The organism is Tsukamurella strandjordii, from assembly GCF_039525985.1.
GTDB classification, from domain to species: domain Bacteria; phylum Actinomycetota; class Actinomycetes; order Mycobacteriales; family Mycobacteriaceae; genus Tsukamurella; species Tsukamurella strandjordii.
On record NZ_BAAAII010000008.1, the window covers coordinates 467,904 to 494,263 of the forward strand.

The window sequence follows — 26,360 nt, forward strand, 5'->3', positions numbered from 1 at the left end:
GGTAGCCTGACACCGTGGCTCTCTACCGCAAGTACCGTCCCGCGACGTTCGCCGAGGTCGTGGGGCAGGAGCACGTCACCGATCCCCTGAGCACCGCGCTCGATTCGGGACGCATCAACCACGCCTACCTGTTCTCCGGTCCGCGCGGCTGCGGTAAGACCTCGTCGGCGCGCATCCTGGCCCGGTCGCTGAACTGCGAGCAGGGCCCCACGTCCACCCCGTGCGGGGTGTGCAATTCGTGCGTGGCCCTGGCCCCCGGCGGCCCCGGCAACCTGGACGTCACCGAGATGGACGCCGCCAGCCACGGCGGTGTCGACGATGCCCGCGAGCTGCGCGACCGCGCCTTCTACGCCCCGGCGGAATCGCGCTACCGCGTCTTCATCGTGGACGAGGCGCACATGGTCACGCCGCAGGGCTTCAACGCGCTGCTCAAGATCGTGGAGGAGCCGCCGGAGCACCTCATCTTCATCTTCGCCACCACCGAGCCCGAGAAGGTGCTCACCACCATCCGGTCCCGCACGCACCACTACCCGTTCCGGCTGCTCGCGCCGAACGTGATGCGGCCGCTGCTGGAGAAGATCACCGGCGCGGAGAACGTGGCCGTCGAGCCCGCCGTGTATCCGCTGGTGATCCGCGCCGGTGGCGGTTCCCCGCGTGACTCGCTGTCGATCATGGACCAGCTGCTGGCCGGCGCCGGAGCCGAGGGCGTCACCTACCAGCGCGCGCTCGGCCTGCTCGGCGTCACCGATGCGGCGCTCATCGACGCGGCCGTCGAGGCGCTCGGCACGGGCGACGGTGCGGCCCTGTTCGGGGCGGTCGAGCGGGTGATGGAGGCCGGTCACGATCCCCGACGGTTCGCCACCGACCTGCTGGAGCGCTTCCGCGACCTGATCCTGCTGCACACGGTGCCCGATGCGGCCGATCGCGGCCTGATCGACGTGCCCGTCGACGTGCTGGAGACGATGCGGTCCGAGGCCGCGCAGCTGGGCCTGGCCACGCTCACCCGGTGCGCGGAGGTCACGCACGCCTCGCTCGCGGAGATGCGCGGCGCCACCTCGCCGCGCCTGCTGCTCGAGGTGATGTGCGCGCGGATGCTGCTGCCCGCGGCCGACGAATCGCAGGCCGCGCTCCTGCAGCGGGTCGAGGCCTTGGAACGCCGTCCCGCCGGGGCGCCGTCCGCCGCGGGAGCGCCCGGTCCGTCCGCGGCCCCGGCGCCCGCCGAGGCGTCCGCACCCGCCGCGGCGCCCGCGGGTGAGCAGCGCTTCGTGCGTCCCAGCCAGCGCGCGCCCGAGCCCGCCGCGCCCTCGCAGCCCGCAGCCGCTCCCGCTTCCGCTCCGCAGGATCCGCCGGCACCGCCCGTGCAGCAGTCCGCGCCCGCGGCTCCGCAGCCCGAGCGGGTCACCGAGCCCGTGGCGCAACCGGCACCGCTCGCCGAGCCCGTGGCGCAACCGGAGCCGGCAGTCCAGCCGGAGCCCGCCGCGCGGCCGGAGCCCGCACCGGAACCGCCCACCGAGGCCGTACCCGTGCTGCACCGTCCGGAACCGGAGCCGACGCCGGAGCCCCCAGCGCCCGAGCCCACCCCGGAACCCGCAGCCTCCGAGTCCGCTGCCGCCGAACCCGCTGCTCCGGAACCTGCTGCTCCGGAACCGGCTGGGGCACCGTCGGGCCCGAGCCTCGACGAGGTGCGCACCGCGTGGCCCAAGGTGCTCCGCGCCGTGGGCGACCGCAGCAAGGTGACCGCCACGCTGATGACGAACATGCAGGTGGTCGGCATCGCCGGCGATACCTTGCATCTGGCGCTCGCGATCCCCGCGCTGCTCGCGCGGTTCAGCGATCAGCAGCACGTGGGCAACCTGCGGGAGGCCGTGCGCGAGGTCTTCGGCACGCAGTGGAACGTCGAGGTGGGCGACGGTGCGGGTGCACCCCAGGCCGCGGCCCCGCAGACCGCGAATCGTCAGCGTCCACCCGCCGAGCAGGCCCGCAAGGCGCCCACCTTCGAGCGGCGCAGCCGCCAGGGCGATCAGCAGGCGCAACAGCCCGACGCCCGGCCCTCGGGCCGGGAGAACCGCGCACCGTCGCACCACGACGACATCCCGCTCCCGCCCGAGCCGGAACCTGAGCCGGAACCCGTCGCCGAGGTCTCCGAGGAGGAGATGATGGCCGAGGCGGCCCGCGAGGACGCCGTGGCCGGCGGTTCCTCGGCTCCGCGGCGCGATCCGGAGGAGATCGCGCTCGAACTGCTCCGCAGCGAACTCGGAGCGCGGCCCATCTGATGCGGCTCACGGTGCGGGCAGCCGGCGTCGTCGCGACAGCGATGATGGCGGGATCGGTGCTGTCGTGCGGTTCGCCGAGCCCGGCGCCGCAGGCCGAGCCCACCGTGGTGCGTAAGGACAAGGAACCGATCAACAAGCGCATCAAGAACATCGGCGAGAACTACGTGGTCCGCTGGGTGAGTGGCAATTACACCAACGAGCGGATACCCGGCCCCAACTCCTACTGGCTCGACGCCTCGATCACCCTGCGCGACGACGAGGTCGCCAGCGGCCTGCGCGCCGCCGCGGGGAGCCCGGTGGGGCACGAGACCCCGGACGTGCCCGCGGAGATCAACCGCAGCGGCGACCCCGGAATCACCAGTGCCGGGCTCAACGCCTTCGTGGCGGTCGAACCCGGCACCGTGCGCGCCTACCTCTATCCGGAGCGGGGCGTGCTCGTGGTGAAGTACCTCGGCGGGAACTAGGCCTTCCACCAGGGCCGCAGGGGAAGATCGCCCGCGCCGCCCTTGGCGTCCAGCTTGACCGCCAGGATCTGGTGCAGCTGCACCACGTTCCGTTCGAACCCGAGCCGTGAGCCGGCCATGTAGAGGCCCCAGACGCGGGCGGTACCCAGGCCCACCTCGGCCACGGCCTCGTCCCAGTTGTCCACCAGGTTCTGGCACCAGGCGGCCAGGGTGAGGGCGTAGTGCTCGCGCAGGTTCTCCTCGTGCCGCACCTCCATCCCGCCGATGTCCTGGATCGCGGCGATCACCTTGCCCGAGCCGGTCAGCTCACCGTCGGGGAAGACGTACCGGTCGATGAACTGGCCACCCTTGCCGGACAGCTTGTTGTCGTGCCGGGTGATGGTGTGGTTCAACAGGAGTCCGCCGGTCTTGAGCTTCTCCCGCAGCGAGCTGAAGTACGCCGGGTAGTTCTGCACGCCGATGTGCTCGGTGAGGCCGATGGAGCTGATCGCGTCGAAGTCGCTCTCCGGTACATCGCGGTAGTCGCTGTAGCGCACCTCGGCGAACTCGCCCAGGCCCTCCGCCTCGATCGCGGCCTGCGCCCACTGCGCCTGCTCCTTCGAGAGCGTGGCGCCGATGGTGTGCACCCCGCGCCGGGCGGCGTAGCGCACCATGCCGCCCCAGCCGCAGCCCACGTCCAGCAGCCGGTCGCCGGCCTTCAGCCGCAGCTTCTCGAAGACCAGGCGGTACTTGTTCTCCTGTGCCTCCTCGAGGGTGGCATCAGCGGTGGGGTAGCAGGCGCAGGTGTAGGTCATCGACGGTCCTAGCACCAGCTCGTAGAACCGGTTGGACACGTCGTAGTGGTGGTGGATCGCCTCTGCATCGCGGGTCTTGCTGTGCCGCAGTCCCTCCGCGATGCGACGCCACCGCGGCAGCGCCTCCTGCGGCGGCGGCGCGATGGGGATCAGCCGCTCGGGTCCCACGGAGCGCGCGATCTGCGCGAGCAGCCTCGGCGTGGGCTTGGCGAACTTCAGGTCGTCCGAGAGGGCGCGCAGCGCGGGGTACGGATCACCGGCGGGGGCGCCCGTCAGCTCCAGATCGCCCGCGATGTAGGCGCGGGCGAGGCCCATATCGCCGGGGGCTGTGGCGAGATATGTGGTGCCGCGGGGCGTGAGGAGTTCCAGGCCGTACTGCGCATCGTCCGGCCCGGCCGACGAGCCGTCGTAGGCCTTGACCCGGATGGCCAGATTCCCACCGGCCACCTTCTCGATGACCTCGGCGAGGCTCAGCTTGGGAAGATGCTCGGTATTGGTGTGGCGCGACATGTTTCACTGCCTCCTGACTGTCTTGTCGTACAGCCCCAGCAGCCTGCCCGCGGGGTCGTAACGAGTCTTCAATTGTTCCAAGACCGGGCCGCCGTAGAGCGCGTCGAACTCCTCACGCCCGTAGAAGGCCTCCGAGTAGAGCGACTTGTGGCCGCCCAGTTCCGAGACCTTCTCCTCGATGAGCCGGTTCGCGCGACCGTCGATCTGGCCGGGCTGCTTGGGGACTGCGGACCAGAACCCGATGTTCACGTAGGTGCGGTGGGGTTCCAGCGGGTACAGCGGCCACGGCCGCTGCGGGTCGGCGCCGACGGGCGCGGGATCACGCAGGCGCAACGGGCACAGCCAGATCGGTTCGATCGGGATCTCCCGCAGGAACCAATCGAGGAAGTCGGTCAGCTCCTCGATCCGCACCTCCACGTCCTGCACCACCCGCTCGCCGGGCGGCTCGCCCTTGCGGGCGGCGAGCCGGTCGCCGATGTCGTAGCGCCGGTCGAGCGCCACCAGCTTCCAGTAGAAGCTGCTGCGCAGCAGGTGCTTCGGCCAGTAGCGCCGCACCTTCGGGTTCTGCGCCCCGAAGGCCCGCGAGCACCAGAACCAATCGGTGTCCCAGCGCCACAGGTAGTCGTGCGTGGTGAGCCGGTCGCGGGTGATCCCCTCGGCGTGCTGCAGCGAGCGGTAGTAGACGTCCATCCCGGTGTAGTCGCTCACCGGACCGTCCTCGTCGGACTTGCGGCCCAGCGTGAGGTAGGCCTCATCGCGGGTGAAGACCACGCCGTCGAGGTAATCGACCCGCTCCCCGTCGAACTCGCCGGCGTCCACGATGGCGTTCATCGTGGTCTGCAGGTCCGACAGGTCGTGGAAGCGCACGTGCCGCAGTTCCACGAACCGCTCCACCTCGTCCAGCTCCACGGTGAGCCGGGTGGCGTAGCCGAGCGTGCCGTAGGAGTTGGGGAAGCCGAAGTACAGATCGGAGTTCGGGCCGTCCGGGGTGGCGGTCACGATCTCGCCGGACCCCGTGAGGATGTCCATCGAGCGCACCACTTCGTGCGGCAGGCCGGCGTGGAAGGAGCTCGACTCGATGCCCATGCCGGTCACCGCCCCGCCGAGGGTGATCGTCTTGAGTTGCGGCACCACCGTGGGAGCGAGCCCGAAAGGCAGTGTGGCGGCGACGAAGTCTTCGTAGGTGCAAACCCCGCCGACATCGGCGGTGCGCGCCTCGGGATCGATGGAGATCACCGAGCCGAGTCCGCTCACGTCGAGGCCGGGCGCATCGGACGCGGCACGGGCGCGGAACAGGTTCGACGTCTTCTTCGCCAGTCGCACTCGGGAATTCACGTCGATCGCTCGATAGCTGGCCAGGAGGCGTTCGAGGCCCTCGCGGTACGCGGCCTCGCCCCCGATCGCGATCGGCGCTGTAGTGCGGGCCTGCGTTCTGATGCGAGCACTCACCTCTTGGACGCTATACCCGTCGGCCGCTGTGCGCGCGTCCGGCCACCCATTCGCTAGGCTCAACGTCGAACCCGAGAGCAGAGGAACGAGCTACGTTGGCCCAGGTAACCGCCACCAAGTCCATCACGATCGCCGCCACGCCCGAGCGCGTCCTCGCGGCGGTCACCGACTACACCCATCGCGGCGAGATCCTGCCGCCGAACTACCGTGACTACCGCGTGCTGGAGGGCGGCCAGGGCACCGGCACCGTCGCCGAGTGGGTCCTGCAGGCCACCGAGAAGCGCTCGCGGAACGTGCACGCCACCGTCACCGTCGATGGCGACACCGTGACCGAGAAGGACGCGAACTCCTCGATGGTCACCACCTACCGGGTGGTCGCCGCCGACAGCGCGGGCGATCAGACCACGGTCACCATCACCACCACCTGGCAGGGCGCCGGCGGCATCGGCGGCTTCTTCGAGAAGACCTTCGCGCCCAAGGGTCTGGCCCGCATCTACGGCGAGCTGCTCACCAACCTCAGGGTCCAGCTCGAGAAGGGCTAGTGACCGCACGCCGCGGTAGCAGCGGGCGGCGCCGGCATCGGGGCACCCCGGTGCCGCCGCTCCCACTGCGCGCCGGCGTCGATGCCACCCGGCTGGTGATCGCCGAGGAGGAGGCCGGGCAGGCGCTCGGCGACGTCCTCGAGGCGCGGTTCCCCGGCACGGGCGATTACCTGGCGGGGGAGTACGCGACCGGCTCCGTCGTCACCTCCGACGGTGCGCCGCTCGGTCCCGGATCGCCAGTGGCCGCGCGGCAGGCGGTGTGGCTGTACCGGGAGCTGCCCCACGAGGTGCCGGTGCCCTTCCCGATGCCGGTGCTCTACGCCGACGACCGCATCGTGGTGGTGGACAAGCCGCATTTCCTGGCGACCATGCCGCGCGGTGCCCGGGTGGTGCAGAGCGCGCTGGTGCGGCTGCGCCGCGAACTCGACGAACCGCGGCTCTCGCCCGCGCACCGTCTGGACCGGCTCACCGCGGGTGTCCTGCTGTTCACCCGCGACCCCGCGGTGCGGGGCCCCTACCAGCAGCTCTTCGCCCAGGGGTTGGCGCGTAAGGAGTACGCGGCGCTGGCCCCGGTCCGGCCGGATCTCGGCCTGCCGGTCACCGTCGAATCCCGGATCGAGAAGACGCCCGGCATCATGCGGGCCTACGAGGTCGACGGTCCGGTCAACGCGCGCTCGCACGTCGAGCTGGAGGCGGAACTCGGCTCCGTAGGGCGGTACCGGCTGCGGCCGGAGACCGGCAAGACGCATCAGCTGCGGCTGCACATGGCGCGCCTGGGGGTGCCGATCCTGGGTGATCCGCTCTACCCGGAGCAGCGCGAGGTGGTCGACGGCGATTTCACCGATCCGCTGCGCCTCCTGGCCCGGCGGCTGGCCTTCGTCGATCCGATCGACGGAACCGAGCGGGAGTTCGTGAGCGCGCGGGAGCTGACGCCCTAGCGCGAGCCGAGGTAGGTAGCGACGCCGCCCGCGATGGCGCGGGCGAGGCGTTGCTGACCGTCGGCCGAGGCGAGCATCGCCGCCTCCGTGGGGTCCTTGAGGTTGCCCGATTCGACCATGATCGACGGTACGGTCGCCAGGTTCAGTCCGGCGAGGTCGGACCGCGGGTACAGCCCACCGGAGCCGAGGTAGGTGGCCGGAGTGAAGCCGCCGCCGACCAGCGCGTCCCGCATGACCTGGGCGTATCCCGAGGAATTCTGCTGGGCGGTGTTGAGCGGCGGCGAGGAAAGATTCACGTGAAACCCTCGGTTACCGGCAGCGGAGCCGTCGGCGTGGATCGAGACCGCGGCGTCGGCGCCGAACTGGTTCGCGGCGGCGGCGCGCGCGTCCACGCACGGTCCCACCGAGGTGTCGTCGTTGCGGGACATGAGCACCTGGGCGCCGGCGGCCTTGAGGAGTTGGTACACCTGGTAGGCCACGGCGTAGTTGAAGGTGTGCTCGGCCAGCCCGTTCACGCCGGTGGTGCCGGTGGTCTGGCACTCCTTGGTGCCTCCGCGGCCGTTCGGCACCTGCTTGCCGATCGAGGCGTCGTTGCTGCCGTTGTGGCCGGGATCGATGAAGATCTTCTTGCCCGCGAGCGAGCCCGCGTCGAGCGGCGCCGCGTTGTTCACCAGGGCGGGCTCGGAGGGCGATAGGCTGGAGCAACCGGTGAGGATCAGGGCCGGAACGAGGCTCGCTGCCAGCAGGGCGATACGGGTCTTCACAGCTCGGACTGTACCGCCTCATGCGGCGCAGTGGTAACACAAGTAACACGAATCGGACATAGCGGGTCGGTGGACCGGCGGAGGGAGACGGCAATGCAGCCCGGAGGCTCGATGGAAGACCTGATGGCCCAGGTCGGCGCGATGCAGCAGCAGCTCATGGCCGCGCAGCAGGAACTCACGGCCACCACGGTCGAGGGACAGGCCGGCGGCGGCCTCGTGAAGGTCACCGGCACCGGCGACGGCCAGGTGACCTCCGTGGTCATCGACCCCAAGGTCGTCGACCCGGAGGACGTGGAGACCCTGCAGGACCTGGTCCTGGGTGCGCTCTCCGACCTCACGAACAACACCGCCGAACTGGCGCAGCAGAAGATGGGGCCGCTGGCCGGCGGCCTGCCCTTCTGACCTCGTGTACGAAGGCCCCGTTCAGGAGCTGATCGACGAGCTCGCCAAGCTCCCGGGGGTGGGACCGCGCGGTGCCCAGCGCATCGCCTTCCACCTCCTGGGGGCGCAGCCGAGCGAGATCGATCGGCTCACCCATGCCCTCACCCGCGTGCGCGACGACGTGCGCTACTGCGAGGTGTGCGGCAACGTCTCCGCCGAGGTCCGGTGCCGGATCTGCTCGGATCCCCGCCGCGATGCGTCCAAGATCTGCGTGGTCGAGGAGGCCAAGGACGTTCAAGCCGTGGAGCGCACCCGCGAGTACCGCGGGCTCTACCACGTGCTGGGTGGGGCGCTGAACCCGATCAAAGCCATCGGTCCCGACAAGCTGCGCATCCGCGAACTGCTGGTCCGCCTCGGCACCGTGGTCGACGGGGTGGAGGTGGCCGAGGTCATCATCGCCACCGACCCCAACACCGAGGGCGAGGCCACGGCCGCCTTCCTGGTGCGCATGCTCCGCGACTTCCCCGGTCTCGCCGTGACCCGGCCCGCCGCTGGTCTCCCGATGGGCGCCGAGCTGGAATTCGCCGACGAACTCACCCTGGGCCGCGCGATGAGTGGCCGCCGCTCGCTGGCCGAGCCACCGCGCGTGCTCGAAGAGACACCGCCGAGCTGACGTGGACGCCGCGCAGTTGCTCACCCGGCTGGGACGCGCCGAGGGCATCGTCGCCGTGGACGGCCCGTCGGGTGCGGGCAAGTCGACCTACGCCGAAGGGTTGGTCGCCGACCTGCGCGCCGACGGTGCCCGCGTCGCGCTGGTGCGCACCGATCACTACGCCACCTGGGACGATCCGGTGTCCTGGTGGCCGCGGCTCATCGACGAGGTGATCGTCCCGCTCTCCCGTGGCTGGGATGCGCACTACCGGCCCATGGTCTGGCGCGACGGTACGCCGCGCCCCGGCCCGGAAGTGCGGTTGCCGTGGGCGCCGCTCGTGGTGCTGGAGGGCGTGTCCAGCGCCCGTCGCTCCTTCGCCGACCGGCTGGAGCTGGCCCTGTGGATCGAGGGCGGCACCGCCGCGGAGCGGCTGGAACGCGCGGTCGCCCGCGACGGTGAGGCCGAGCGGGAGAACCTGCGCCGCTGGCAGGAGTTCGAGCGCGGCTGGTTCGCGGTGGACGGCACGCGGGAGCGGTGTCTGCCCGTCGTCGCGAAACTGTCCGTGGGAGGCCCGACGTCGACATAGTGGTCGCCGGTGCTCCCTGAGAGACAGTTTCGCGACGCGGTTCGCATCAACCTGTCGGTGCGGCCTGTCAAGGTGGAGGTATGGACGCCGCCAAGGAGGATCTGCAGCGCTATCTCGATCACGCACGGGATGCGCTGATCTGGAAGCTCGACGGCCTCGGCGAGTACGACCTGCGCCGGCCGCTCACGCCTACCGGTACCAACCTGTTGGGCCTGGTCAAGCACTGTGCGATGGTCGATGCGGGGTACCTCGGCGACTGCTTCGGCCGGCCCTTCCGGCATCCGAACCTGCCTGATCCGCTGGGGCCCGAGGCCGATCCCAACGACGATCTGTGGGTCCGCGCGGACGAATCCAGCGCGGCGATCCGCGATCTGTTCGCGCAGGCGCGGGCGCACGCGACGGCCACTGTGGCCGCGCTACCGCTCACGGCGGAGGGTGTGGTGCCGTGGTGGGGCGAGAAGGGCCGCGGCGTCACGCTGCACCGGCTGGCGGTGCACGTGATCCTCGACCTCAGCAGGCACGCCGGTCAGGCCGATATCGTGCGGGAGCAGATCGATGGTGCCGTCGGCCTCCTTCCGGACAACACCAATCTGCCGCCCGACTACGACTGGGCCGCCTACCGCGCCCGGGTCGAGTCCGCGGCCCGCGTCGTTGAGGGCGTGGTCTGACCGTGTCGACCCCTCCCGCTCTCCCCTCCCCGCCATTCAGCTCGGCCGAGGAGGCCGCGCGTTTCGCTCGGATCTTGAGCCTGTACTTGTTCGAACTCGACGGCGTGCCGGCACCGGCATCGGCGGCACGCTTCGTGTTGGCGGGACTTCTAGATCAGCATTCGCCGCAGTCGCGGTATCGATTCGAACAGTCGGCGTCTAATAGCGTGGCCTGCGATGGATGTGCGGTTCGGTACCCGTGCCCGACGGTGCTTGGTGCCGCCTTGACCACACGATTCCCGCTGGGGTTGAGTCCCGAGGATCTCGCCCGAGAGATGCAGAGAACGTCGCTCGGGTTGCCCGCGGATGCCGTGATCGAGGACGGTTTGATCGTGCTTCCGGATACTGATGGGGTGTACACGTGGAGGAGGAACGAGAGCGGTCAATGGACCAAATCGTGGGTCGGCAAAGGCGGCGAGGGCGAGTGGCTTACCGGCGAAGATGACGCGATGCTTGCCGTCTTGATGACCCTTGGGAAGCGCCGTGGTCAGCCGTTCGGATGGCGGGTACTGGAGGAGGATCTCGCTGTTGCTCGCGCGGCGCATGGCCATGGCAGGGCTTGGTGGCGCGACGAATCCATGCGGCCGTACATCGCTGATTTACCGAATCCATTGGAGCCTAACTAAATGCCGCGTGACATTGCGCCGGGGTACGCACTCTTTGACACCGCCGTCGGACGGTGCGGCATCGCCTGGAACGGCGAGGGCACGGTGACCGCGGTGCGGCTACCGGAGGAATCCGACGAGCGGATGCGTTCCTTCGTGGCGAAGGACGGCGTCGCTGAAACCACGCCGCCCCAGCGGATCCAGACGGTGATCGATGCCGTGGTGGCGCTCACCGCCGGCGCCGATCTGACGGACGATCTCACCTGGGTCGCGTTGGACATGAACGGGCTCACCGATTTCCAGCGCGCGGTGTACGAGGTGGCGCGCCGCATCCCGCCGGGGCAGACCCGCACCTACGGCGATATCGCCAACGAGATCGGCCTGCCGGGATCCGCCCGTGCGGTGGGCCGGGCCCTGGGGGACAACCCCTTTCCGCCGGTGGTGCCCTGCCACCGGGTCACCGCGGCGGGCGGGCGAACCGGCGGCTTCTCGGCCTCCGGCGGCGTGAACACGAAGATGCGCCTGCTCTCGATCGAACAGGCCGTCCTCGGGCTCTGGTAGACCTATCGCCGCAGGCGTTCGCGGCGCAGCAGCTCCACATCGGGGAGGTCCAGCGGTGCGAGCTCGCGGCCGGTGGCCTTCGCCAGCAGGTAATCCGCGAGCTCGGGATTGCGGGCCAGTGCCGGACCGTGCATGTAGGTGCCGAGCACGCTGCCCTGGATCACGCCGTCCACGGGCTCGCCCGCGCCATTGCCGGTACCGCGCGTCACCCGCATGAGCGGTGCGGCGGCGGGGCCGAGAGTCGAACCGCCGCGGTGGTTCTCGAAACCGGTGAGCGGCTGCGTCAGGCCCTCCACGAGCGGGCGTCCCTCGATCTCGCCGATCGACCGGGTGGCCTGCGGCGAGGTGGTGAGGTCGAACAGCGAGATGCCGTCCACCTTCTCCCCCTCGGAGGTCTCGTACCAGTGCCCCAGCACCTGGATCGCGGCGCAGATCGCCAGCACGGGTGCGCCCTTCGCGGCCGCCTCCTGCATGCCCGGGTACTTCGACAGGTGCCGCGTCGCCAGTCGCTGCGCGTAGTCCTCGGCGCCGCCCAGGGTGTAGATGTCGCAGGACGCGGGCACGGGATCGGCGAGGGTGATCGGCAGGACCTCGGCGTCGATGCCGCGCAGGCGGGCGCGCTGCCGCAGCACCAGGGCGTTGCCGCCGTCGCCGTAGGTGCCCATCACATCGGGCAGCACCAGACCGATCACCAGCGTGGAATCGGTGATCCGCGTTTCGGATCCGGAGAAGTCGATCATCGGGTGCGCCCCTCCAGTGCCGTGTTCAGATCGCGGAACGCCGTGTAGTTCGCGAGTACCTCCACCCGCCCGGGCGGGCAGGAGGCGATGGCCGCCACCGGATCCGCGACCAGGGAGTGTTCGGCCCCGGCGTAGGTGAGTCGCACCGCCAGATCGGCGCCGCGCTCACCGGACGCCACCACCTTGCCGTTCTCGAACCGCTCGAACTGCACGTCCCACAGCCAGGACAGGTCCTCGCCGTCGGGCACCTGTCCGTTCACGGCGATCACCAGTCCTTCGGCGGTGCCGTCGATCATCGACATCGCCTCCTGCCAGCCGGCCGGGTTCTTGGCCAACAGCATTCGCACGGTGTGCTGGCCGACGGTCACCGTCGAATACCGTCCTGCCACCTCGCCCACGGTGCCCACGGCGCGCACCGCGGCGGCGGGGTCGGCGCCCATCGCGACGGCGGCGGCCACGGCCTGGGCGGCGTTGCCGCGGTTCGCCTTCCCGGGCAGCTTCAGCACCAGCGGTGCCACGAAACCGTCCGGACCGTAGATGTTCGTCTCGTCCACCCACCAGTCGGGCGTCGGCCGCGCGAAGTCGGTGCCGGTCGAGTACCAGTGCTCACCGTCGCGCACGATCGGCTCGCCCGACCGGGGGCAGGAGACCGAATCCGAGGTCCAGCCCGCGCCGGCCGCGACCCAGACGACCTTCGCCGCGTCGTAGGCCACCGAGGCCACCAGCACGTCGTCACAGTTGGCCACCACGGTCAGATCGCGGTGCGCGTCCACGGCGGCGCGGATCTTCCGCTCGATGGCGTTGATCTCGCCCACCCGGTCGAGCTGATCGCGGGACAGATTGAGCAGCACGAGTGCCTCGGCGTGCACGGCGTCGAGCACGTGCGGCACGTGCAGTTCGTCGACCTCGAGGGCGGCGAGTGTGGCCATCCGGTGGGCGGTGAGGGCGGCGACGATGCCGGCGTCCATGTTGGCGCCGTCGGCCTGCGTGGCCACCTGCCGGCCGAGCGTGGCGAGTGCGGTCGCCGCCATCCGGGTGGTGGTCGACTTGCCGTTGGTGCCGGTGATCACGGCGGTCCGCTTGCCCGCGGCGAGGCTGGTCATGAGATTCGGATCGATCTTCAGCGCCACGAGGCCGCCGATCATCGAGCCCTTGCCCCGGCCTGCGCGCTGTGACGCCCAGGCTGCGGATCGGGCGGCGAGCAGCGCCGTGCGGGCGCGGAGGGGGAGTCCGGGCATGCGCTCCAGGATAGGCCACCTGCCCCTACGCTGGATTCATGGCTGAACTCCACGAGGATCGTCGCCGGGCCCTGTCCTTCGGTGCCATCGCCGACGCCTACGACCGGCTCCGTCCGCGCTACGCGGATTCCACCGTCGATGCGATCGCTGCGGGCGCCGCGACCGCGGTCGATGTGGGGGCCGGGACGGGCATCCTGTCGCGCCAGCTCCGCGACCGCGGGCTGGACGTGCTGGTGGTGGAACCCGATGCCGCGATGGCGGAGGTGGCCCGAGCCTCCGGCGTGCCCGCCGAGGTGGCCACCTTCGAGGAGTGGGACACCGCCGGCCGCACGTACGACCTGGTGACTTTCGGTCAGTCCTGGCACTGGGTGGACGCCGACGCCGCGGTGCCGCGGCTCGCGGGCCTGCTGAATCCGGGTGGGCGCGTGGCCCTGCTGTGGAACAAGCTGCGGCCGACCACCCCGTCGAACGAGGAGCTGCGGGCCGCGAGCGAGGACTACGTCAACGTGGACGCGGTGAGCGCCGACCCCACGCGGGCCGAGTTCGCGCTCGCCGCGCTGGGGGAGCGGTTCACGGCGGCGGGCTTCACGGTGAGCACGCGCGAGGATTCCTGGACCGAGACCCAGCCCGCCGGCCGGTGGCTCGACCTGGTCTTCACGTACTCCGCCCACTCCACGCTGCCGGACGATCGCAAGGCCGCCCTGCGCGCCGCGCTCGCCGGGGTGATCGGTGATCGCGATGTGCAGCTCGGCGCCTCGACCATCGCGCTCATCGCGCAGCGGTAGGCCGGGTCAGGCGGTGACCGGTGCCGGTTCGGCCGACGGTGCCGCCCGCGGGGCCCGCTGCATCATCCCGGCGAGGCACCCGGTGATCACCACGGCGGCTCCGACCAGTGCGAGCGCCGACGGATGCTCGCCGAGGAACAGCGAGCTGGCGGCGATCCCCACCACCGGCACCATGAGCGAGACGGGCGCCACCGTCGACGACGGGTACCGGGCCATGAGCCAGGTCCACAGGCCCGATCCCACGACGGTGCCGAGCAGCACGATGTAGGCCAGGCCGCCGAGCGCCTTGATCCCGGCGTCGCTGGTGAAGCTGTGCGCGAGCAGGGTCCAGCCGGTGGTCGGTCCCTCGATCACGGCGCTGAGGATCAGCATCGGAATCGGCGGCACCACGGCCATCCACAACGTGAGCCGCATCGGCTCCTCGGCGCGTGCCAGCCGGCTGCCGAGGTTGCCGAAGGCCCAGCCGAGACCCGCGGCCAGCGTGAGCAGCACCGGGACCACGCCCGCGGCGGCGCCGTGGCCGGCCCGGTCGGCCACGATCAGCCCCATCCCGGCGACCGCCACGGTGATCCCCACGATCTGCCGCGTGCTCAGCTTCTCCCGGAGCAGCAGCGCGCCCAGCACCACGGTGAACGGTGCCGACGACTGCAGCACCAGCGAGGCGAGACCGGTGGGCATGCCGAGGTGCATGGCCAGGAACAGGAACGCGAACTGCAGCGTTCCGAAGCCCACGCCGTACAGCACCAGCCAGCGGGTGGGGACGTTCGGCCGCGGCACGAACAGCACCACGGGGATCGCGATCACCAGGAATCGCAGCGCGCCCAGGAAGAAGGGCGGGAAGTAGTCGAGCCCGTACCGGATGGCCAGGAAGTTCAGCCCCCACAGCACGACGACGGTGAGGGCGACGAGGCGGTGGCGGGGACTCATGACAGTCGAGTCTTCCGCGGATGAATCCTCAGAACAATCGAATACTTCTGCACGGAGTATGTAGTAGCGCTTAACTGACGTAGCCTGATCGGCATGGACGTTCATCGCCTGCGGATCCTGCGCGAGCTGGCCGATCGCGGCACGGTGGCGGCTACGGCGCGGGCGATGGACATGACGCCTTCCGCGGTGTCGCAGCAGCTCAAGGTGCTGGCCCGGGAAGCCGGGGTGGATCTGCTGGAGCCCGACGGTCGCCGGGTGCGGCTCACCGATGCCGGGCTCGCCCTGGTGGTGCGGGCGGAGTCGGTGTTGGGGGAGCTCGATCGTGCCCGGGCCGAGATGGAGCGGTACCGCTCGACCCCGACGGGGGTGGTGCGGCTGACCCTGTTCCCGTCCGCCGCCGAACTGCTCCTGCCCGGTGTCCTGCGCCGCGCCGCGGCGGCCGGCGTGCAGGTGCTCGCGGCGGACGCCGATCTCCCCGGCACCGAACTCCCTGCGATGCTCGCCGACGCCGATGTGGTGGTGGCGCACCGCGATGAGCGCGCCCCGGCCCTCGGCGGCCCGCGGATCGCATCACGGATTCTCATGCGTGAGCCGATCGATCTGGTGGTCCCGGTCGATCATCCGCTCGCGGCCGCCGGGCGGGTGGACGCCTCGCAGCTCGCGGACCTCGATTGGATCAGCGTGCGCGATGGCTTCCCGGTCGACGATGTGCTCCGCTCGCTCGCGACCCTCACCGGTGTGCAGCCGCGGGTGGTGCAGCGGATCAACGATTTCCACACCATTCAGGCGATGGTGGCCGCCGGGCTCGGTGTGGCCCTGGTGGCGCGGCACGCGGTCACGCACCCGCGTGTGCGTGGCCTGGAGATCGTCGGCGTGCTCGCGGCCCGCATCCTGGAGGTGGCCACCCGGCCGGGTGCCGAGCGGCGCCCCGCGGTGGCCGCGGTACTGCGTGCGCTCGACGAGGAGGTCGCCGCCGTGCACGCGGACGGTGTTGGCATCAAGCAGATTCCAACGGTCGACCGGGGCTGACGGAGCTGGGATCGTCCCGGTGTGACTGCGCAGGGAACGAGGGCCGAGCGGCGGAGGGTGGCGCTCGCCTCCTTCGTCGGGACGTCGGTCGAATGGTACGACTTCTATCTCTACGGAACGGCTTCCGCACTGATCCTGGGGCCGTTGTTCTTCCCATCGGCTTCGCCGGCGGGTGGTGTCCTGGCCGCCTTCGCCACATACGCCGTCGGATTCCTCGCCCGGCCGCTGGGCGGGGCGATCGCCGGGCACCTCGGCGATCGGATCGGCCGCAAGCGGGTGTTGGTGGCCTCGCTCGTCCTGATGGGACTGGCGACCAGTGCGATCGGCCTGCTTCCGGGGTACGCGGCCATCGGCGTCGCGGCGCCGGTCCTGCTCACCCTGCTGCGCCTGCTCCAGGGCCTGTCCGCCGGAATCGAATGGGGCGGAGCGGTTCTGTTGGCCGTCGAACACGCACCGGCGGATCGGCGCGGGCTGTTCGGAGCGCTCCCGCAGGCCGGATCGGCCGCGGGAATGATCCTCGCCACCTCGATCTACACCGCGGTGCACGCCGTGCTCGGCGGTGCCGCGTTCACGGCGTGGGGGTGGCGGATCCCGTTCCTGCTCAGCGCCGTCCTCGTGATCGTCGGTCTGGTGGTGCGCCTCTCGGTGCGGGACTCCGCCGAGTTCGAGGAGCTTCGGGCGAGCGGCGGCGTGCACCGCTCCCCGGTCCGCGAGGTGCTGCGCCGGCACCGGCGCACCGTCGGGCTCACGATCCTGATGCGCATCGGCCAGAACTCCGTGTACACCCTCTACACCGTCTTCATGCTCACCTACATCGTCCGTGAGGTCCGCTCGGACGGGGCGCCGATCGGCCTGGTGGCCACGCTCGTGGCGTCGATCATCGGGTTGGCGGCGACGCCGCTGTGGGGCGCACTGTCCGACCGGCTCGGGCGCCGGCCCGTGTACCTGTTCGGGGCCTTGGTCACCGCCGTCTTCACCGCACCGGCCTTCGTGTTGATCGGGACGGGAAGCGCTGCGCTGATCGTGCTGGCCTTCGTGATCGGTATCAACATCGGGCACGACAGCCAGTACGGAGCGCAGGGCGCCTTCTTCGCCGAGCTCTTCCCGATCGACGTGCGGTACAGCGGTGCATCGATCGGATACGCGGTGGGTGCCGTTCTGGGCGGTGGGCTCACGCCGCTCGTCGCCGCCGCGCTCCTCACCGTCGGCGGCGGAACGCCCTGGCTGGTGGCCGGGTTCGTCTCCGTACTGGCGGTGCTCTCCGCCGTGGGAGTGATCCTCGCGCCGGAGACGCGGCCGGTGCGGCGCGCGGTGCCGCAGGATCACGTTGCGGCGGAGGCGATCGCATGACCCGGCCGCTGCTGCTGAGCGCCTTCGCCATGGCCTGTGTGGGTCACCAGTCCGCGGGCCTGTGGACCCGGGCGGAGGACCGGAGCACCCACTACACCGATCTGGATCACTGGATCTCGCTCGCCCGCCTGCTCGACGAAGCGGGATTCCACGCCCTCTTCCTGGCGGACGTGCTGGGCACCTACGACGTCTACGGCGGCAACCGCGACGAGGCGGTCCGCTCCGCGCTGCAGGTCCCGGTGAACGATCCGATCCTGGCGGTGTCCGCCATGGCCGCGGCCACGCGGAATCTCGGCTTCGGCGTGACGGTCTCGACCACCTACGAACAGCCTTACGCGTTGGCTCGGCGGATGACCACTCTCGATCACCTCACTCGCGGGCGGATCGGCTGGAACGTGGTCACCGGGTACCTGGACTCCGCGGCGAAGAACCTGGGCTTCACCACGCAGATCCCGCACGATCAGCGCTACGACATCGCCGACGAGTACCTCGAAGTCTGCTACAAGCTGTGGGAACACTCGTGGACCGACGATGCCGTGATCGCCGACCGCGGCACCGGCGTGTACGCCCGTCCCGACCAGGTGCGCGACATCGACCACCGGGGAGAGTATTTCACCGTTCCGGGCGCCTTCCTGTGCGAGCCCTCGCCGCAGCGCACCCCGGTCATCTTCCAAGCCGGGGCCTCGCCGCGTGGGCGGCGGTTCGCGGGCCGGCACGCCGAGGCGGTCTTCGTGATCGGCCCGACTCCCGCCTCGGTGCGGTCCACGGTGGCGGCGGTCCGCGCGGAGGCGGAGGCCGAGGGGCGCGATCCGCGGTCCGTACGGGTGATCGCGGGGCTCACCGCCATCGTCCGCGCCACCGACGAGGAGGCGGAGTCCGCGCTCCTCGAATACCGTGAATCCGCCAGCGAATCCGGGGCGCTCGCCCTGTTCGGCGGATGGACCGGGGTGGATCTGGCGGGCCTCCCGTCCGACGCTCCGCTGGTGCACGTGACCACCGATGCCAATCGATCCGCGCTCGACGCCTTCACCCGCGACGCCGACCACGAGTGGACGGTGGGCGAGCTGGCGCGTTTCGTGAGCATCGGGGGTCGCGGACCGGTGCTGGCCGGTTCCCCGGCGACGATCTCCGATCGCCTGCAGCAGTGGCAGGACGAGGCCGACGTCGACGGCTTCAACTTCATGTACGTGACCCTGCCCGGGACCTTCGCCGAGCTCGCGGAGCACCTCGTGCCGGAGCTGCGCCGCCGCGGGCTGGTCGACGGACCGGGTGCGGCACAGTCGACCCTGCGGGAGCGGCTCGGCACGTCCGACGGTCCGCGGCTGCCACCGACCCATCTCGCGCGGCGGCTCGGCATCGGCGCGCAGGCGCTGTCCTAGGAGTCGAAGGCCACCACCGTCGAGGTGGCGCCGCGCAACGCGCCGACGGCCTCCGCCTCGATACTCACGGCCGCACGGTCCGCCGCGGCCAGTCGGGCGAAGGGCGTCACGGTGAGCGTGAGCCGGTCCCCGTCCTTGCGGGGCCGCCACAGCCCCACGATGCGGCCGTCGAGCAGGACGGTGCCGGGTTCGCCGACCGGTCGCCAGATCGCGCGGTGATGCTCGGGGGCGACGATCACGGAGTGGTCCCGCGCCTGCGTGTACGGGTCACGCGGCGGCAGCAGTCGCACGCCCGTGGGGAGTTCGGACGCACGGAGCTCGGAGAGGTCGTCGGTGTGCACCCAGGCGCGGGCGCCGTCGGTGTCGACCCGTTCGAGCCGATCGGCGAGGGTCTCCCACCAGGGCCCCACGTCGCCGGCGCGGACACCGAGCCAGGCGGCGAAATCGGCTCGGGTGGTGGGTCCGTAGCAGCGGAGGTAGCGGCGCAGGAGTTCGGCGCGCGCGTCCTCGGGCGCGCGGGCGGGCACCGGCTCGGGCAGCCACTCGTCGGTGAGCGCGAAGGGCGCGGTGTTGCCGTCACGGGGTGCGAAGCAGACCTGTCCGCGCAGGGCGAGGATGCGGACGCAGAAGTGCACGACGGCCTCGCCGAGGGGCTGACCCGGTGCGTGCGGCCCCTCCGCCTCCCAGACGGTGCGCTGTTCCGCGCCGAGCTCGGGTGCGATCGCGCCGGCCACCTCGGCGCCGAGCTGTGCGATCGCGAGTCGCCGATCGGCGAGCACCGTGGCGGTGTGGCGCGCGGTGAGATCGACGGCCTCATCGAGGCCGAGCCCGAGGGCATCCAGCGCGGGACCCACCCCCTGGATGAGATGCCGCGCGGCGCTCTCGGTGGGCGGCAGCACCCCGGTGGTGAAGACCGCCGCCTCGGCGGTCGGAACGAGGAACGGCGCACCGCGCATGCACCAGGTGCGCAGCAGGAGACGCGATTCGAGCGCCTCGGCCACCGTGCCGGGGGCCACGCCGCGCACCCGGGCGTGCAGCGCGAGGAGCGCGGAGCCGGGCGGGCTGTCCTGGACGCCGCACCGTCCGGCCGCGGTCGCGAGTGCGGCCTCGTCGAGCCGTTCCGCGAGGCCGTGCGTGCGCAGGCGGAATCCGATGATCTGGTCGTTCGTGATGTTCGGCACCGCCCTCCACGCTAGCGCGGTGCGCCCTCCACGGTGTGCAGCCCGGCGGGCAGGAAGCGGGTGAGGAGGCCGCGGGCGGCGGCGGTGTCGCCGTCCACGAGGTGGGTCATCATGGCGCCCTCGTACAGCGCGATGGCGTACCGGGCGAGGGCCTGGGCCTCGGCCGGAGCGACGTCGAACCGGGCGATCGCGGCCGCGAGGCGGTCCCGCACGGCGCGATCGCGCGCGGTGAGCCGGGCCGCGGCCGCGGTGTCGCGGGCGGCGTAGATGGTGAACTCGGTGGACAGCAGAGACCACCGGCGTTCGTCGGGATCGTCGGACCCGGCGGCGAGTGCGGCGTTCGCGATCGCCTCGTCGAGCGTGGGCGCGGATTCGATCGCGCGGGCGATGCGTCCGATCTGGTGCTCCGCGTGCCGGTCGAAGAGGGCGAGGAACAGCGCCTCCTTGCCGGCGAAATTCGAGTAGAAGGCGCCGCGGGAGAGTTCCGCGCGGGCGCAGATCTCGTCCATCGAGGCGGCGTGGAAGCCGCGCTCGGCGAACACGGCGAGTCCCGCGTCGAGGAAGCGTTCGACGCTGCGTGCGCGCGTGCGGTCGCCTTTCGCCACCAGTACCTCGCATTCCGTTGACCCGGGCATCGGTGCGTGCCATGATACCGATAACTAGACCACCCAGTCTATTTATCGATCGAGAGGCGATCCATGGCGGAGGCGCAGCACACCGGACCCGACGGATTCCGTCCCGATGCGATCGTGGTGGGTGCGGGCCTCGCCGGTCTCGTCGCCGCGTACGAACTGTCCCGCGCGGGTCGCCGGGTGCTGATCCTGGATCAGGAGAATCGCAACAATCTGGGCGGCCAGGCGTTCTGGAGCCTGGGCGGCCTGTTCCTCGTGGATTCGCCCGAGCAGCGTCGCCTGGGCATCAAGGATTCGAAGGAACTCGCGCTACAGGACTGGTTCGGTTCCGCCGGGTTCGACCGTGACGACGAGGATCACTGGCCTCGGCAGTGGGCCCGTGCGTACGTCGATTTCGCCACCGATCGTAAGCGGGATTACCTGCGCCGCTTGGGTCTCGGCTTCACTCCTGTGGTCGGGTGGGCCGAGCGCGGCGGCGGCGCGGCCGACGGTCACGGCAACTCGGTGCCGCGTTTCCATCTCACCTGGGGCACCGGCCCCGAGGTGGTGCGCGTCTTCCGCGAGCCGGTCGAGCGGGCCGAGCAGGCCGGCCTGGTCCGGTTCGCCTTCCGGCACCGGGTCGACGAACTGCTGCGCGGCGACGACGGTGCCGTGACCGGCGTGCGCGGCGCGCTCCTCGCGGAGAGCGATACCGAGCGCGGCGTGGCGTCGAACCGGGATACGGTGGGCGATTTCGAGTTCCGGGCCCCGGCGGTCCTCGTCACCTCGGGCGGCATCGGCCACAACTTCGAACTGATGGAGAAGTACTGGCCCACCGACCGGCTGGGGCCCTTCCCGCAGCACATGATCGCCGGTGTGCCCGCACACGTCGACGGGCGCATGCTCGCGATCTCCGAGGAAGCGGGCGCGAACATCGTCAATCGGGACCGGGTGTGGGCCTACACGGAGGGTATCCACAACTGGGACCCGATCTGGCCGCAGCACGCCATCCGCATCATCCCGGGACCGTCGTCGCTCTGGTTCGACGCGAACGGTAATCGCTTCGCCGCCCCCAATTTCCCCGGCTTCGACACCAATTCGACGATGAAGGCGATTCTCGAGACCGGCTACGACTACTCGTGGTTCGTGCTCACCGAGACGATCATCGAGAAGGAGTTCGCACTGTCCGGGTCCGAACAGAACCCCGACATCACGGAGAAGGACCTCAAACTGGCCCTCGGTCGGATCAAGTCCAAGGGCGCTCCCGGCCCCGTCGAGGCCTTCAAGCAACACGGCGAGGACTTCATCGTGGCCGATACCCTCGAGGAACTCGTCGAGGGCATGAACCGGATCGGCCGCGGCGGTCACGTGGACATCGAGCACCTGCGTGGGCAGATCGTGGCCCGCGATCGGGAGGTGGCGAACGCCTTCAGCAAGGATGCGCAGCTCCAGGCCGTCCACAATGCCCGGAACTACCTGGGCGACAAGGTGGTACGGGTGGCCAAACCGCACCGCATCCTCGACCCCGAGCACGGGCCGCTCATCGCGGTGCGCCTGAACATCCTCTCCCGCAAGACGCTCGGCGGGCTCGAGACCGATCTCTCGGCGCGGGTCCTCGGGTCCGACGGTGCGCCCGTCCCCGGCCTGTACGCCGCGGGCGAGGTGGCCGGTTTCGGCGGTGGCGGCGTGCACGGCTACAACGCCCTGGAGGGCACCTTCCTCGGCGGGTGCATATTCTCGGGGATGACAGCCGGACGAGCCGCGGCCGCAGCGACCGGCAATCCGACTGGAGGGAAGACGGCATGAGCGCACGCACCGCCCTGGTGACAGGGGCATCGTCGGGAATCGGACTGGAGGTGGCGCGCCTGCTGGCGCAGAAGGGCTACCGCGTGCTGGGCACCAGCCGCAACCCCGACACCGTGCCCGCCGATAAGCGCATCCCCGGCGTCGAGTACCTCGCGCTCGATCTCGCCGATCGCGCGTCGGTGGCCGCGTGTGCGAAGGCGGCCGGAGATGTGGACATCGTGGTGAACAACGCCGGCGAGAGTCAGTCCGGACCACTGGAGGAACTGCCCGCCGATGCGGTGGACCGGTTGTTCCAGACGAACGTCTTCGGTGCCGTCCAGCTGACGCAGCCGCTGCTCCCGGGCATGCGGGATCGCGGTTACGGCCGCGTGATCATGGTGGGATCGATGCTCGCCAGCTTTCCGCTCGCCTACCGCGGCTCCTACGTGGCCGCCAAGGCGGCGCTCAAAGGCTTCGCCGCGGCTGCGCGCCAGGAGCTCTCGCCCTTCGGGGTGTGGGTGAGCACGGTGGAACCCGGTTCGATCGCCACCGGCATCGGCGAGCGCCGTACCAAGTACGTGGCCGATGATTCGGTGTACCGCACCGACTTCGACACCATGATCGACAATCTCGACAAGAACGAACGCGCGGGGATCACGCCGAAGCAGGTGGCCGAGGTGATCGTGAAGGCGATCGAGGCTGATCCGCCCCGCGAGTTCTACGCGGTGGGCAGCAATGCGCCGTTCGTCTTCCTGCTCAAGCGACTCGTGCCCATCGAGGTGGTCTCGAAGATCGTGGCCAAGCGGCACGGACTCAAGCGGTAGTCCGTGCTGGTCCTCATCGAGCCGTCGGGGGCGTACCTGAGCTGCCTGGTGTGTCGTGGCACCCGATTCCGGCAGCGCGAGGTTCTGATGAACACCAGTGGCGCCACGATGTTCGGCTTCGATTGGGCGAACAAGTCCGGCGACGGTGCGATCTGTGCCGCATGCGGATTCGTCCATACGTTCATGGGGCCTGGCCACCGGTGGGTGGATCCGGGATCAGTGCCCGAGGCGCAGCGGCCGCCGGAGGTCCTGTAGGCGGGTCCCGGGTTCGTGCGATAGATGTCCTTGGTGCGGCCGGCGTCTACTACGTTCAGCCGGCGAGCGCGGAACCCAGGATCTTCGCGGCCTCCTCGAATCGCGAGGGCTCCGGTCCGGCGTAGGCCAGCCGCAGGTAGTTCCCGGTGGGTTCGGCCGGGAACCATTCGTCGCCGACACCCACGATGAGCCCGTTCCGTCGACACCGGTCGACCACCGCGGCCAGCTCCACATCGTGGGGCAGCCGTGCCCACAGGGCGAGTCCGCCGCGCGGCACCCTGTCCACCGAGACCGACGGTGCGTGCTCGTGCAGTGACCGCAGCAACAGATCGCGGCGCTCGCTGAGCTGACGCCCCAATCGCCGTACGTGAGTTCGCCACGCCGGCTGTGTGATCACGTCGAGCGCCACGGTCTGCAGCACCCCGCTCGTGTACATGGCATCGGCCTGGATATCGGCCACGATCCGGTCGCGGGCGGGACCGCGCGCCACGATCGCCGCCACCCGGACCGCCGGCGCCACGGATTTGCTCAGCGACCGGATGTACACCACGTGGCCGGATTCGTCGCGGGTGGCCAGTGGTACCGGCTCCGCGTCGATACTGAAATCCCGGGCGTAGTCGTCCTCGATGAGGAATGCCCCGGCGGTGCGCACCGCGTCGAGGATGCGTTCGGCGCGTTCGGAACTCCACACCGCTCCCGTCGGGCTCGCGAAGGCGGGCTGCGCGTAGAAGGCGCGGGCACCGGTCTCGGCGAGGATGCGCTCGACCACCTCGGGATCCGGGCCGTCCGGTCCGCTGGGAACCGGGATCACGTCGACCCCGGCGCTCTCCGCGGCCAGGATGGCGCCCCAGTAGGTGGGCGACTCCATCAGCAGGGGCCGCCCGGCGCCGACGAGCGCGCGGAAGGTCGTGAGGAGTCCGCCCTGGCTGCCGGGGGTGACCACTACATCGCGGGCCGAGGCCGGGGCCACCCGGGCGGGCGTGAGCGATTGCAGTTCCGTGGCGAACCAGGAGCGCAATTCAGGGATTCCCGCGCTGGGGGTGCGATCGAGCAGTGACTCGTTCCGCGCGGCACGGGCGAAGGCCGCGCGCACGAGCCTTTCGGGTAGCAGCTCCCGAGCGGGGTAGCCCGATTGCAGGGCGATGGCGTCACCGTCGTTCGGCCGGAGCGCGGTGGGCGTACCGGGCGTGCGCCGCCCCTGCACGCCGAGTGCCGCGGTCTGCCAGCCGAAGTCGACGGGGCGTGCCGGGCGCTCTCCGCGGACGAAGGTGCCCACACCGGGGCGGGATTCGACGAGCCCCTGCGCCGCGAGGGAACGCAGCGCCCGCTGCACCGTGACGGGGCTGACCTGGTGCTCCGCCACGAGGGTTCGGGTGGACGGCAACTGCGCGCCGGAGGGCGCCGAGGCGATCCAGGTGCGCAGCGCTGTCGCGAGCCGATCTCCACTGCTATCGTTGAACATGAATCAACAGGATAGCGCTACTCTTCTCGAGCGGCGACCGATATCGTCACCGTCGCCCTCCCGTGGCCTGGTCTGGGGCCTGGTCGGTGTGGTCGCCTTCTCCTTCTCGATCCCGCTCACCCGGGTCGCGGTCGCCGACGGCGGCCTGCCGCCCCTGTTCGCGGGCGCCGGGCGAGCGGTGATCGCCGCGGCACTGGCCGCCATCGCTCTGATCGCCACCCGGCAGGCGTTGCCCCGCGGATCGCAGTGGCTGCGCGTGGCGGTGGTGGCCCTGGGGGTGGTGGTCGGTTTCCCGGTGTTCACCTCATTCGCGTTGACCACCGCGTCCGCATCGCACGGTGCCGTGGTGATCGCCCTGCTCCCGGCGGCCACCGCCGTGGTCGCGGTGTGGCGCGGCGGGGAGCGTCCGCCGCTGCGCTTCTGGGTGCTCGCCGCGGCGGGCACCGTGGCCGCCGTGGCCTTCGCGGTGCTGCAGGGCGGTGGCTTCGGCTCGCTCCGGGCCTCCGACCTCCTGTTGTTCGGTGCGGTGATCGCCGCCGCGGTCGGCTACGCGGAGGGCGGTCTGTTGTCCCGGGAGATCGGTGCCTGGCAGACGATCTCGTGGGCACTCATCGTGGCCTCTCCGGTGATGGTGGTACTCACCGCGGTCAGCGCCCGGAACGGCCTGCACGCGACCACCAACGGCTGGCTCGCCTTCGCCTACCTGGGCGTGATCAGCATGTACCTCGGCTTCTTCGCCTGGTATCGCGGCCTCGCGATCGGCCCCATGACCACGGTGAGCCAGGTCCAGCTGGCGCAGCCCGTCTTCGGAATCGCCTGGGCTGCTCTGCTTCTGGGTGAGAGTATCGGCTAGTCCACGATCCTCGGCGGCCTCGCGGTGATCGCCTTCGCCGCCCTCGCCATCCGCACCCGCACTGGTCGTGGAGTCAGCGCAGTCGGATCGATGCCGAATCGGACGTGATCTCCGCGGCGAAGGCCGACATCGCGCGCCCCGCCGCCAGAACGGGAGCGGTCGAACGGACTGTCCGGCTGAGGATGAAGGCTCCTTCCAGCGCAGACAGAGCGGCAAGGGTGAACTCGCGTGCGGTCTCCGGTGGAAGCCCGCGCCCGACGAAGTACTCGGCACCACGCTCGAACCAGCCCTCGATTATGTCGGCGATCGCCGCGCGCAGCTCAGGTTCGGTGTCTGCGACCTCACCCGCGACGGTACCGACCGGGCACAGGTTCAGCCATCCTGCCGCCTCCATCTGCTGTGCCGCTGCTTCGAAGGTGAGCTGAACAGTCGTCGATAGATCTTCGTGCTGATCAAGCAGTGCGGGAAGCAGTTCCATGTACGCCGCGCCCGCATCGTGGAGTGCGGAGCGGGTGAGCGCGGGCTTGCCTTCAGGGAAGTGGTGGTACATCGAGCCGATGGTGGACGTGGCGGCAACTGTCACGTCCTTCACCGAGGTCCCGTTGTAGCCGCGGCGTCGTAGCGACTCCGTCATCGCGACGATGAGGCGGGTGCGGGTGTTTGACGGATTGTCGCTCACGCACCTAGCCTAGAGTAATCGTTCTAGAACGAGCAT

27 protein-coding genes and 1 pseudogene are annotated in these 26,360 nt (G+C 70.6%); 18 read left to right on the top strand and 10 right to left on the bottom strand.

Annotation, left to right across the window (positions count from 1 at the left end; genetic code table 11):
• Positions 1-14 precede the first annotated feature (14 nt).
• Entirely contained in the window at positions 15-2,273 is a 2,259-nt protein-coding gene (locus ABD108_RS16900; protein WP_343930879.1) for a DNA polymerase III subunit gamma and tau, read from the top strand.
• Entirely contained in the window at positions 2,273-2,737 is a 465-nt protein-coding gene (locus ABD108_RS16905) for a hypothetical protein (protein ID WP_343930880.1), read from the top strand. Before ABD108_RS16900 ends, ABD108_RS16905 begins: the two co-directional genes overlap by 1 nt.
• On the opposite strand, the gene ABD108_RS16910 is transcribed toward ABD108_RS16905, so the two are convergent.
• A complete protein-coding gene (locus ABD108_RS16910) occupies positions 2,734-4,041 on the bottom strand; it encodes a class I SAM-dependent methyltransferase (protein ID WP_220657377.1) in 1,308 nt (435 codons plus the stop codon). The two genes, ABD108_RS16905 and ABD108_RS16910, sit on opposite strands and share 4 nt — an antisense overlap.
• Positions 4,042-4,044: 3 nt before the next feature.
• Positions 4,045-5,448, bottom strand: a complete 1,404-nt coding sequence (locus ABD108_RS16915; protein WP_425579796.1) for an FAD-binding oxidoreductase — start codon at positions 5,446-5,448, stop codon at positions 4,045-4,047.
• A gap of 137 nt (positions 5,449-5,585) precedes the next feature.
• Between ABD108_RS16915 and ABD108_RS16920 the strand changes: the two genes are divergently transcribed.
• On the top strand, positions 5,586-6,032 hold the full coding sequence (locus tag ABD108_RS16920; protein ID WP_220657378.1) for an SRPBCC family protein: 447 nt from the start codon (positions 5,586-5,588) through the stop codon (positions 6,030-6,032).
• Entirely contained in the window at positions 6,032-6,970 is a 939-nt protein-coding gene (locus ABD108_RS16925) for a pseudouridine synthase (protein WP_343930881.1), read from the top strand. The genes ABD108_RS16920 and ABD108_RS16925 overlap by 1 nt, the downstream gene beginning before the upstream one ends.
• On the opposite strand, the gene ABD108_RS16930 is transcribed toward ABD108_RS16925, so the two are convergent.
• On the bottom strand, positions 6,967-7,734 hold the full coding sequence (locus ABD108_RS16930; protein ID WP_305112348.1) for an Rv3717 family N-acetylmuramoyl-L-alanine amidase: 768 nt from the start codon (positions 7,732-7,734) through the stop codon (positions 6,967-6,969). The genes ABD108_RS16925 and ABD108_RS16930 overlap by 4 nt on opposite strands.
• Before the next feature lie 93 nt (positions 7,735-7,827).
• Here ABD108_RS16930 and ABD108_RS16935 point away from each other — a divergent pair, with 93 nt between their 5' ends.
• The 6 genes from ABD108_RS16935 to ABD108_RS16960 all read left to right on the top strand — a co-directional run bounded on the left by ABD108_RS16935 (position 7,828) and on the right by ABD108_RS16960 (position 11,226).
• Positions 7,828-8,136, top strand: coding sequence for a YbaB/EbfC family nucleoid-associated protein (locus ABD108_RS16935; RefSeq protein WP_220657381.1), 309 nt, complete (start codon positions 7,828-7,830; stop codon positions 8,134-8,136).
• A 4-nt stretch (positions 8,137-8,140) separates the two neighbouring features.
• Complete coding sequence (recR, locus tag ABD108_RS16940; RefSeq protein WP_220657382.1) at positions 8,141-8,788, top strand: recombination mediator RecR; 648 nt, start codon at positions 8,141-8,143, stop codon at positions 8,786-8,788.
• 1 nt (position 8,789) lies between these two features.
• Positions 8,790-9,353 (top strand): uridine kinase family protein, encoded by a 564-nt coding sequence (locus ABD108_RS16945; RefSeq protein WP_220657383.1) that lies wholly within the window; start codon positions 8,790-8,792, stop codon positions 9,351-9,353.
• Positions 9,354-9,433: 80 nt separating this feature from the next.
• Positions 9,434-10,021 carry a DinB family protein gene (locus ABD108_RS16950; RefSeq protein ID WP_343930882.1) on the top strand — a complete coding sequence of 196 codons (588 nt, stop codon included), beginning with the start codon at positions 9,434-9,436 and terminating at the stop codon, positions 10,019-10,021.
• 74 nt (positions 10,022-10,095) lie between these two features.
• Positions 10,096-10,686, top strand: coding sequence for a hypothetical protein (locus tag ABD108_RS16955; protein WP_343930883.1), 591 nt, complete (start codon positions 10,096-10,098; stop codon positions 10,684-10,686).
• The gene (locus ABD108_RS16960; RefSeq protein ID WP_343930884.1) at positions 10,687-11,226 is read left to right on the top strand and encodes a methylated-DNA--[protein]-cysteine S-methyltransferase; all 540 of its coding nucleotides are present in this window, start codon (positions 10,687-10,689) and stop codon (positions 11,224-11,226) included. It begins immediately after the preceding gene.
• Between the two features lie 2 nt (positions 11,227-11,228).
• Here ABD108_RS16960 and ABD108_RS16965 read toward each other — a convergent pair whose 3' ends face one another.
• Entirely contained in the window at positions 11,229-11,936 is a 708-nt protein-coding gene (locus tag ABD108_RS16965; protein WP_305112427.1) for a type 1 glutamine amidotransferase, read from the bottom strand.
• A 26-nt stretch (positions 11,937-11,962) separates the two neighbouring features.
• Positions 11,963-13,204 (bottom strand): Mur ligase family protein, encoded by a 1,242-nt coding sequence (locus ABD108_RS16970; protein ID WP_343930885.1) that lies wholly within the window; start codon positions 13,202-13,204, stop codon positions 11,963-11,965.
• Between the two features lie 38 nt (positions 13,205-13,242).
• Here ABD108_RS16970 and ABD108_RS16975 point away from each other — a divergent pair, with 38 nt between their 5' ends.
• The gene (locus ABD108_RS16975; RefSeq protein WP_343930886.1) at positions 13,243-13,989 is read left to right on the top strand and encodes a class I SAM-dependent methyltransferase; all 747 of its coding nucleotides are present in this window, start codon (positions 13,243-13,245) and stop codon (positions 13,987-13,989) included.
• A 6-nt stretch (positions 13,990-13,995) separates the two neighbouring features.
• Here ABD108_RS16975 and ABD108_RS16980 read toward each other — a convergent pair whose 3' ends face one another.
• Complete coding sequence (locus tag ABD108_RS16980; protein WP_220657389.1) at positions 13,996-14,916, bottom strand: EamA family transporter; 921 nt, start codon at positions 14,914-14,916, stop codon at positions 13,996-13,998.
• Positions 14,917-15,009: 93 nt separating this feature from the next.
• Here ABD108_RS16980 and ABD108_RS16985 point away from each other — a divergent pair, with 93 nt between their 5' ends.
• The 3 genes from ABD108_RS16985 to ABD108_RS16995 are packed head-to-tail and all read left to right on the top strand — an operon-like array spanning position 15,010 to position 18,674.
• Positions 15,010-15,945, top strand: a complete 936-nt coding sequence (locus ABD108_RS16985; RefSeq protein ID WP_220657390.1) for a LysR family transcriptional regulator — start codon at positions 15,010-15,012, stop codon at positions 15,943-15,945.
• Positions 15,946-15,966: 21 nt separating this feature from the next.
• Complete coding sequence (locus ABD108_RS16990) at positions 15,967-17,295, top strand: MFS transporter (protein ID WP_343930887.1); 1,329 nt, start codon at positions 15,967-15,969, stop codon at positions 17,293-17,295.
• Entirely contained in the window at positions 17,292-18,674 is a 1,383-nt protein-coding gene (locus ABD108_RS16995) for an LLM class flavin-dependent oxidoreductase (RefSeq protein ID WP_343930888.1), read from the top strand. Before ABD108_RS16990 ends, ABD108_RS16995 begins: the two co-directional genes overlap by 4 nt.
• Here the strand turns inward: ABD108_RS16995 and ABD108_RS17000 are convergent.
• A complete protein-coding gene (locus ABD108_RS17000) occupies positions 18,671-19,855 on the bottom strand; it encodes a winged helix DNA-binding domain-containing protein (RefSeq protein WP_343930889.1) in 1,185 nt (394 codons plus the stop codon). The two genes, ABD108_RS16995 and ABD108_RS17000, sit on opposite strands and share 4 nt — an antisense overlap.
• A gap of 11 nt (positions 19,856-19,866) precedes the next feature.
• Entirely contained in the window at positions 19,867-20,490 is a 624-nt protein-coding gene (locus tag ABD108_RS17005; protein WP_343930890.1) for a TetR/AcrR family transcriptional regulator, read from the bottom strand.
• 63 nt (positions 20,491-20,553) lie between these two features.
• Here ABD108_RS17005 and ABD108_RS17010 point away from each other — a divergent pair, with 63 nt between their 5' ends.
• The 3 genes from ABD108_RS17010 to ABD108_RS17020 are packed head-to-tail and all read left to right on the top strand — an operon-like array spanning position 20,554 to position 23,330.
• Positions 20,554-22,272 carry an FAD-binding dehydrogenase gene (locus ABD108_RS17010; protein WP_343930891.1) on the top strand — a complete coding sequence of 573 codons (1,719 nt, stop codon included), beginning with the start codon at positions 20,554-20,556 and terminating at the stop codon, positions 22,270-22,272.
• Positions 22,269-23,075, top strand: coding sequence for an SDR family NAD(P)-dependent oxidoreductase (locus ABD108_RS17015; RefSeq protein ID WP_220657395.1), 807 nt, complete (start codon positions 22,269-22,271; stop codon positions 23,073-23,075). The genes ABD108_RS17010 and ABD108_RS17015 overlap by 4 nt, the downstream gene beginning before the upstream one ends.
• Before the next feature lie 3 nt (positions 23,076-23,078).
• Positions 23,079-23,330 (top strand): hypothetical protein, encoded by a 252-nt coding sequence (locus ABD108_RS17020; RefSeq protein WP_343930892.1) that lies wholly within the window; start codon positions 23,079-23,081, stop codon positions 23,328-23,330.
• Positions 23,331-23,385: 55 nt separating this feature from the next.
• Here the strand turns inward: ABD108_RS17020 and ABD108_RS17025 are convergent, their stop codons facing one another.
• The gene (locus tag ABD108_RS17025) at positions 23,386-24,792 is read right to left on the bottom strand and encodes an aminotransferase-like domain-containing protein (RefSeq protein ID WP_343930893.1); all 1,407 of its coding nucleotides are present in this window, start codon (positions 24,790-24,792) and stop codon (positions 23,386-23,388) included.
• Between ABD108_RS17025 and ABD108_RS17030 the strand changes: the two are divergent.
• A pseudogene (locus tag ABD108_RS17030) lies at positions 24,791-25,753 on the top strand (DMT family transporter). The gene ABD108_RS17025 and the pseudogene ABD108_RS17030 overlap by 2 nt on opposite strands.
• On the opposite strand, the gene ABD108_RS17035 reads toward ABD108_RS17030, so the two are convergent.
• Positions 25,719-26,324, bottom strand: coding sequence for a TetR/AcrR family transcriptional regulator (locus ABD108_RS17035; protein WP_255585615.1), 606 nt, complete (start codon positions 26,322-26,324; stop codon positions 25,719-25,721). The pseudogene ABD108_RS17030 and the gene ABD108_RS17035 sit on opposite strands and share 35 nt — an antisense overlap.
• Positions 26,325-26,360 lie beyond the last annotated feature (36 nt).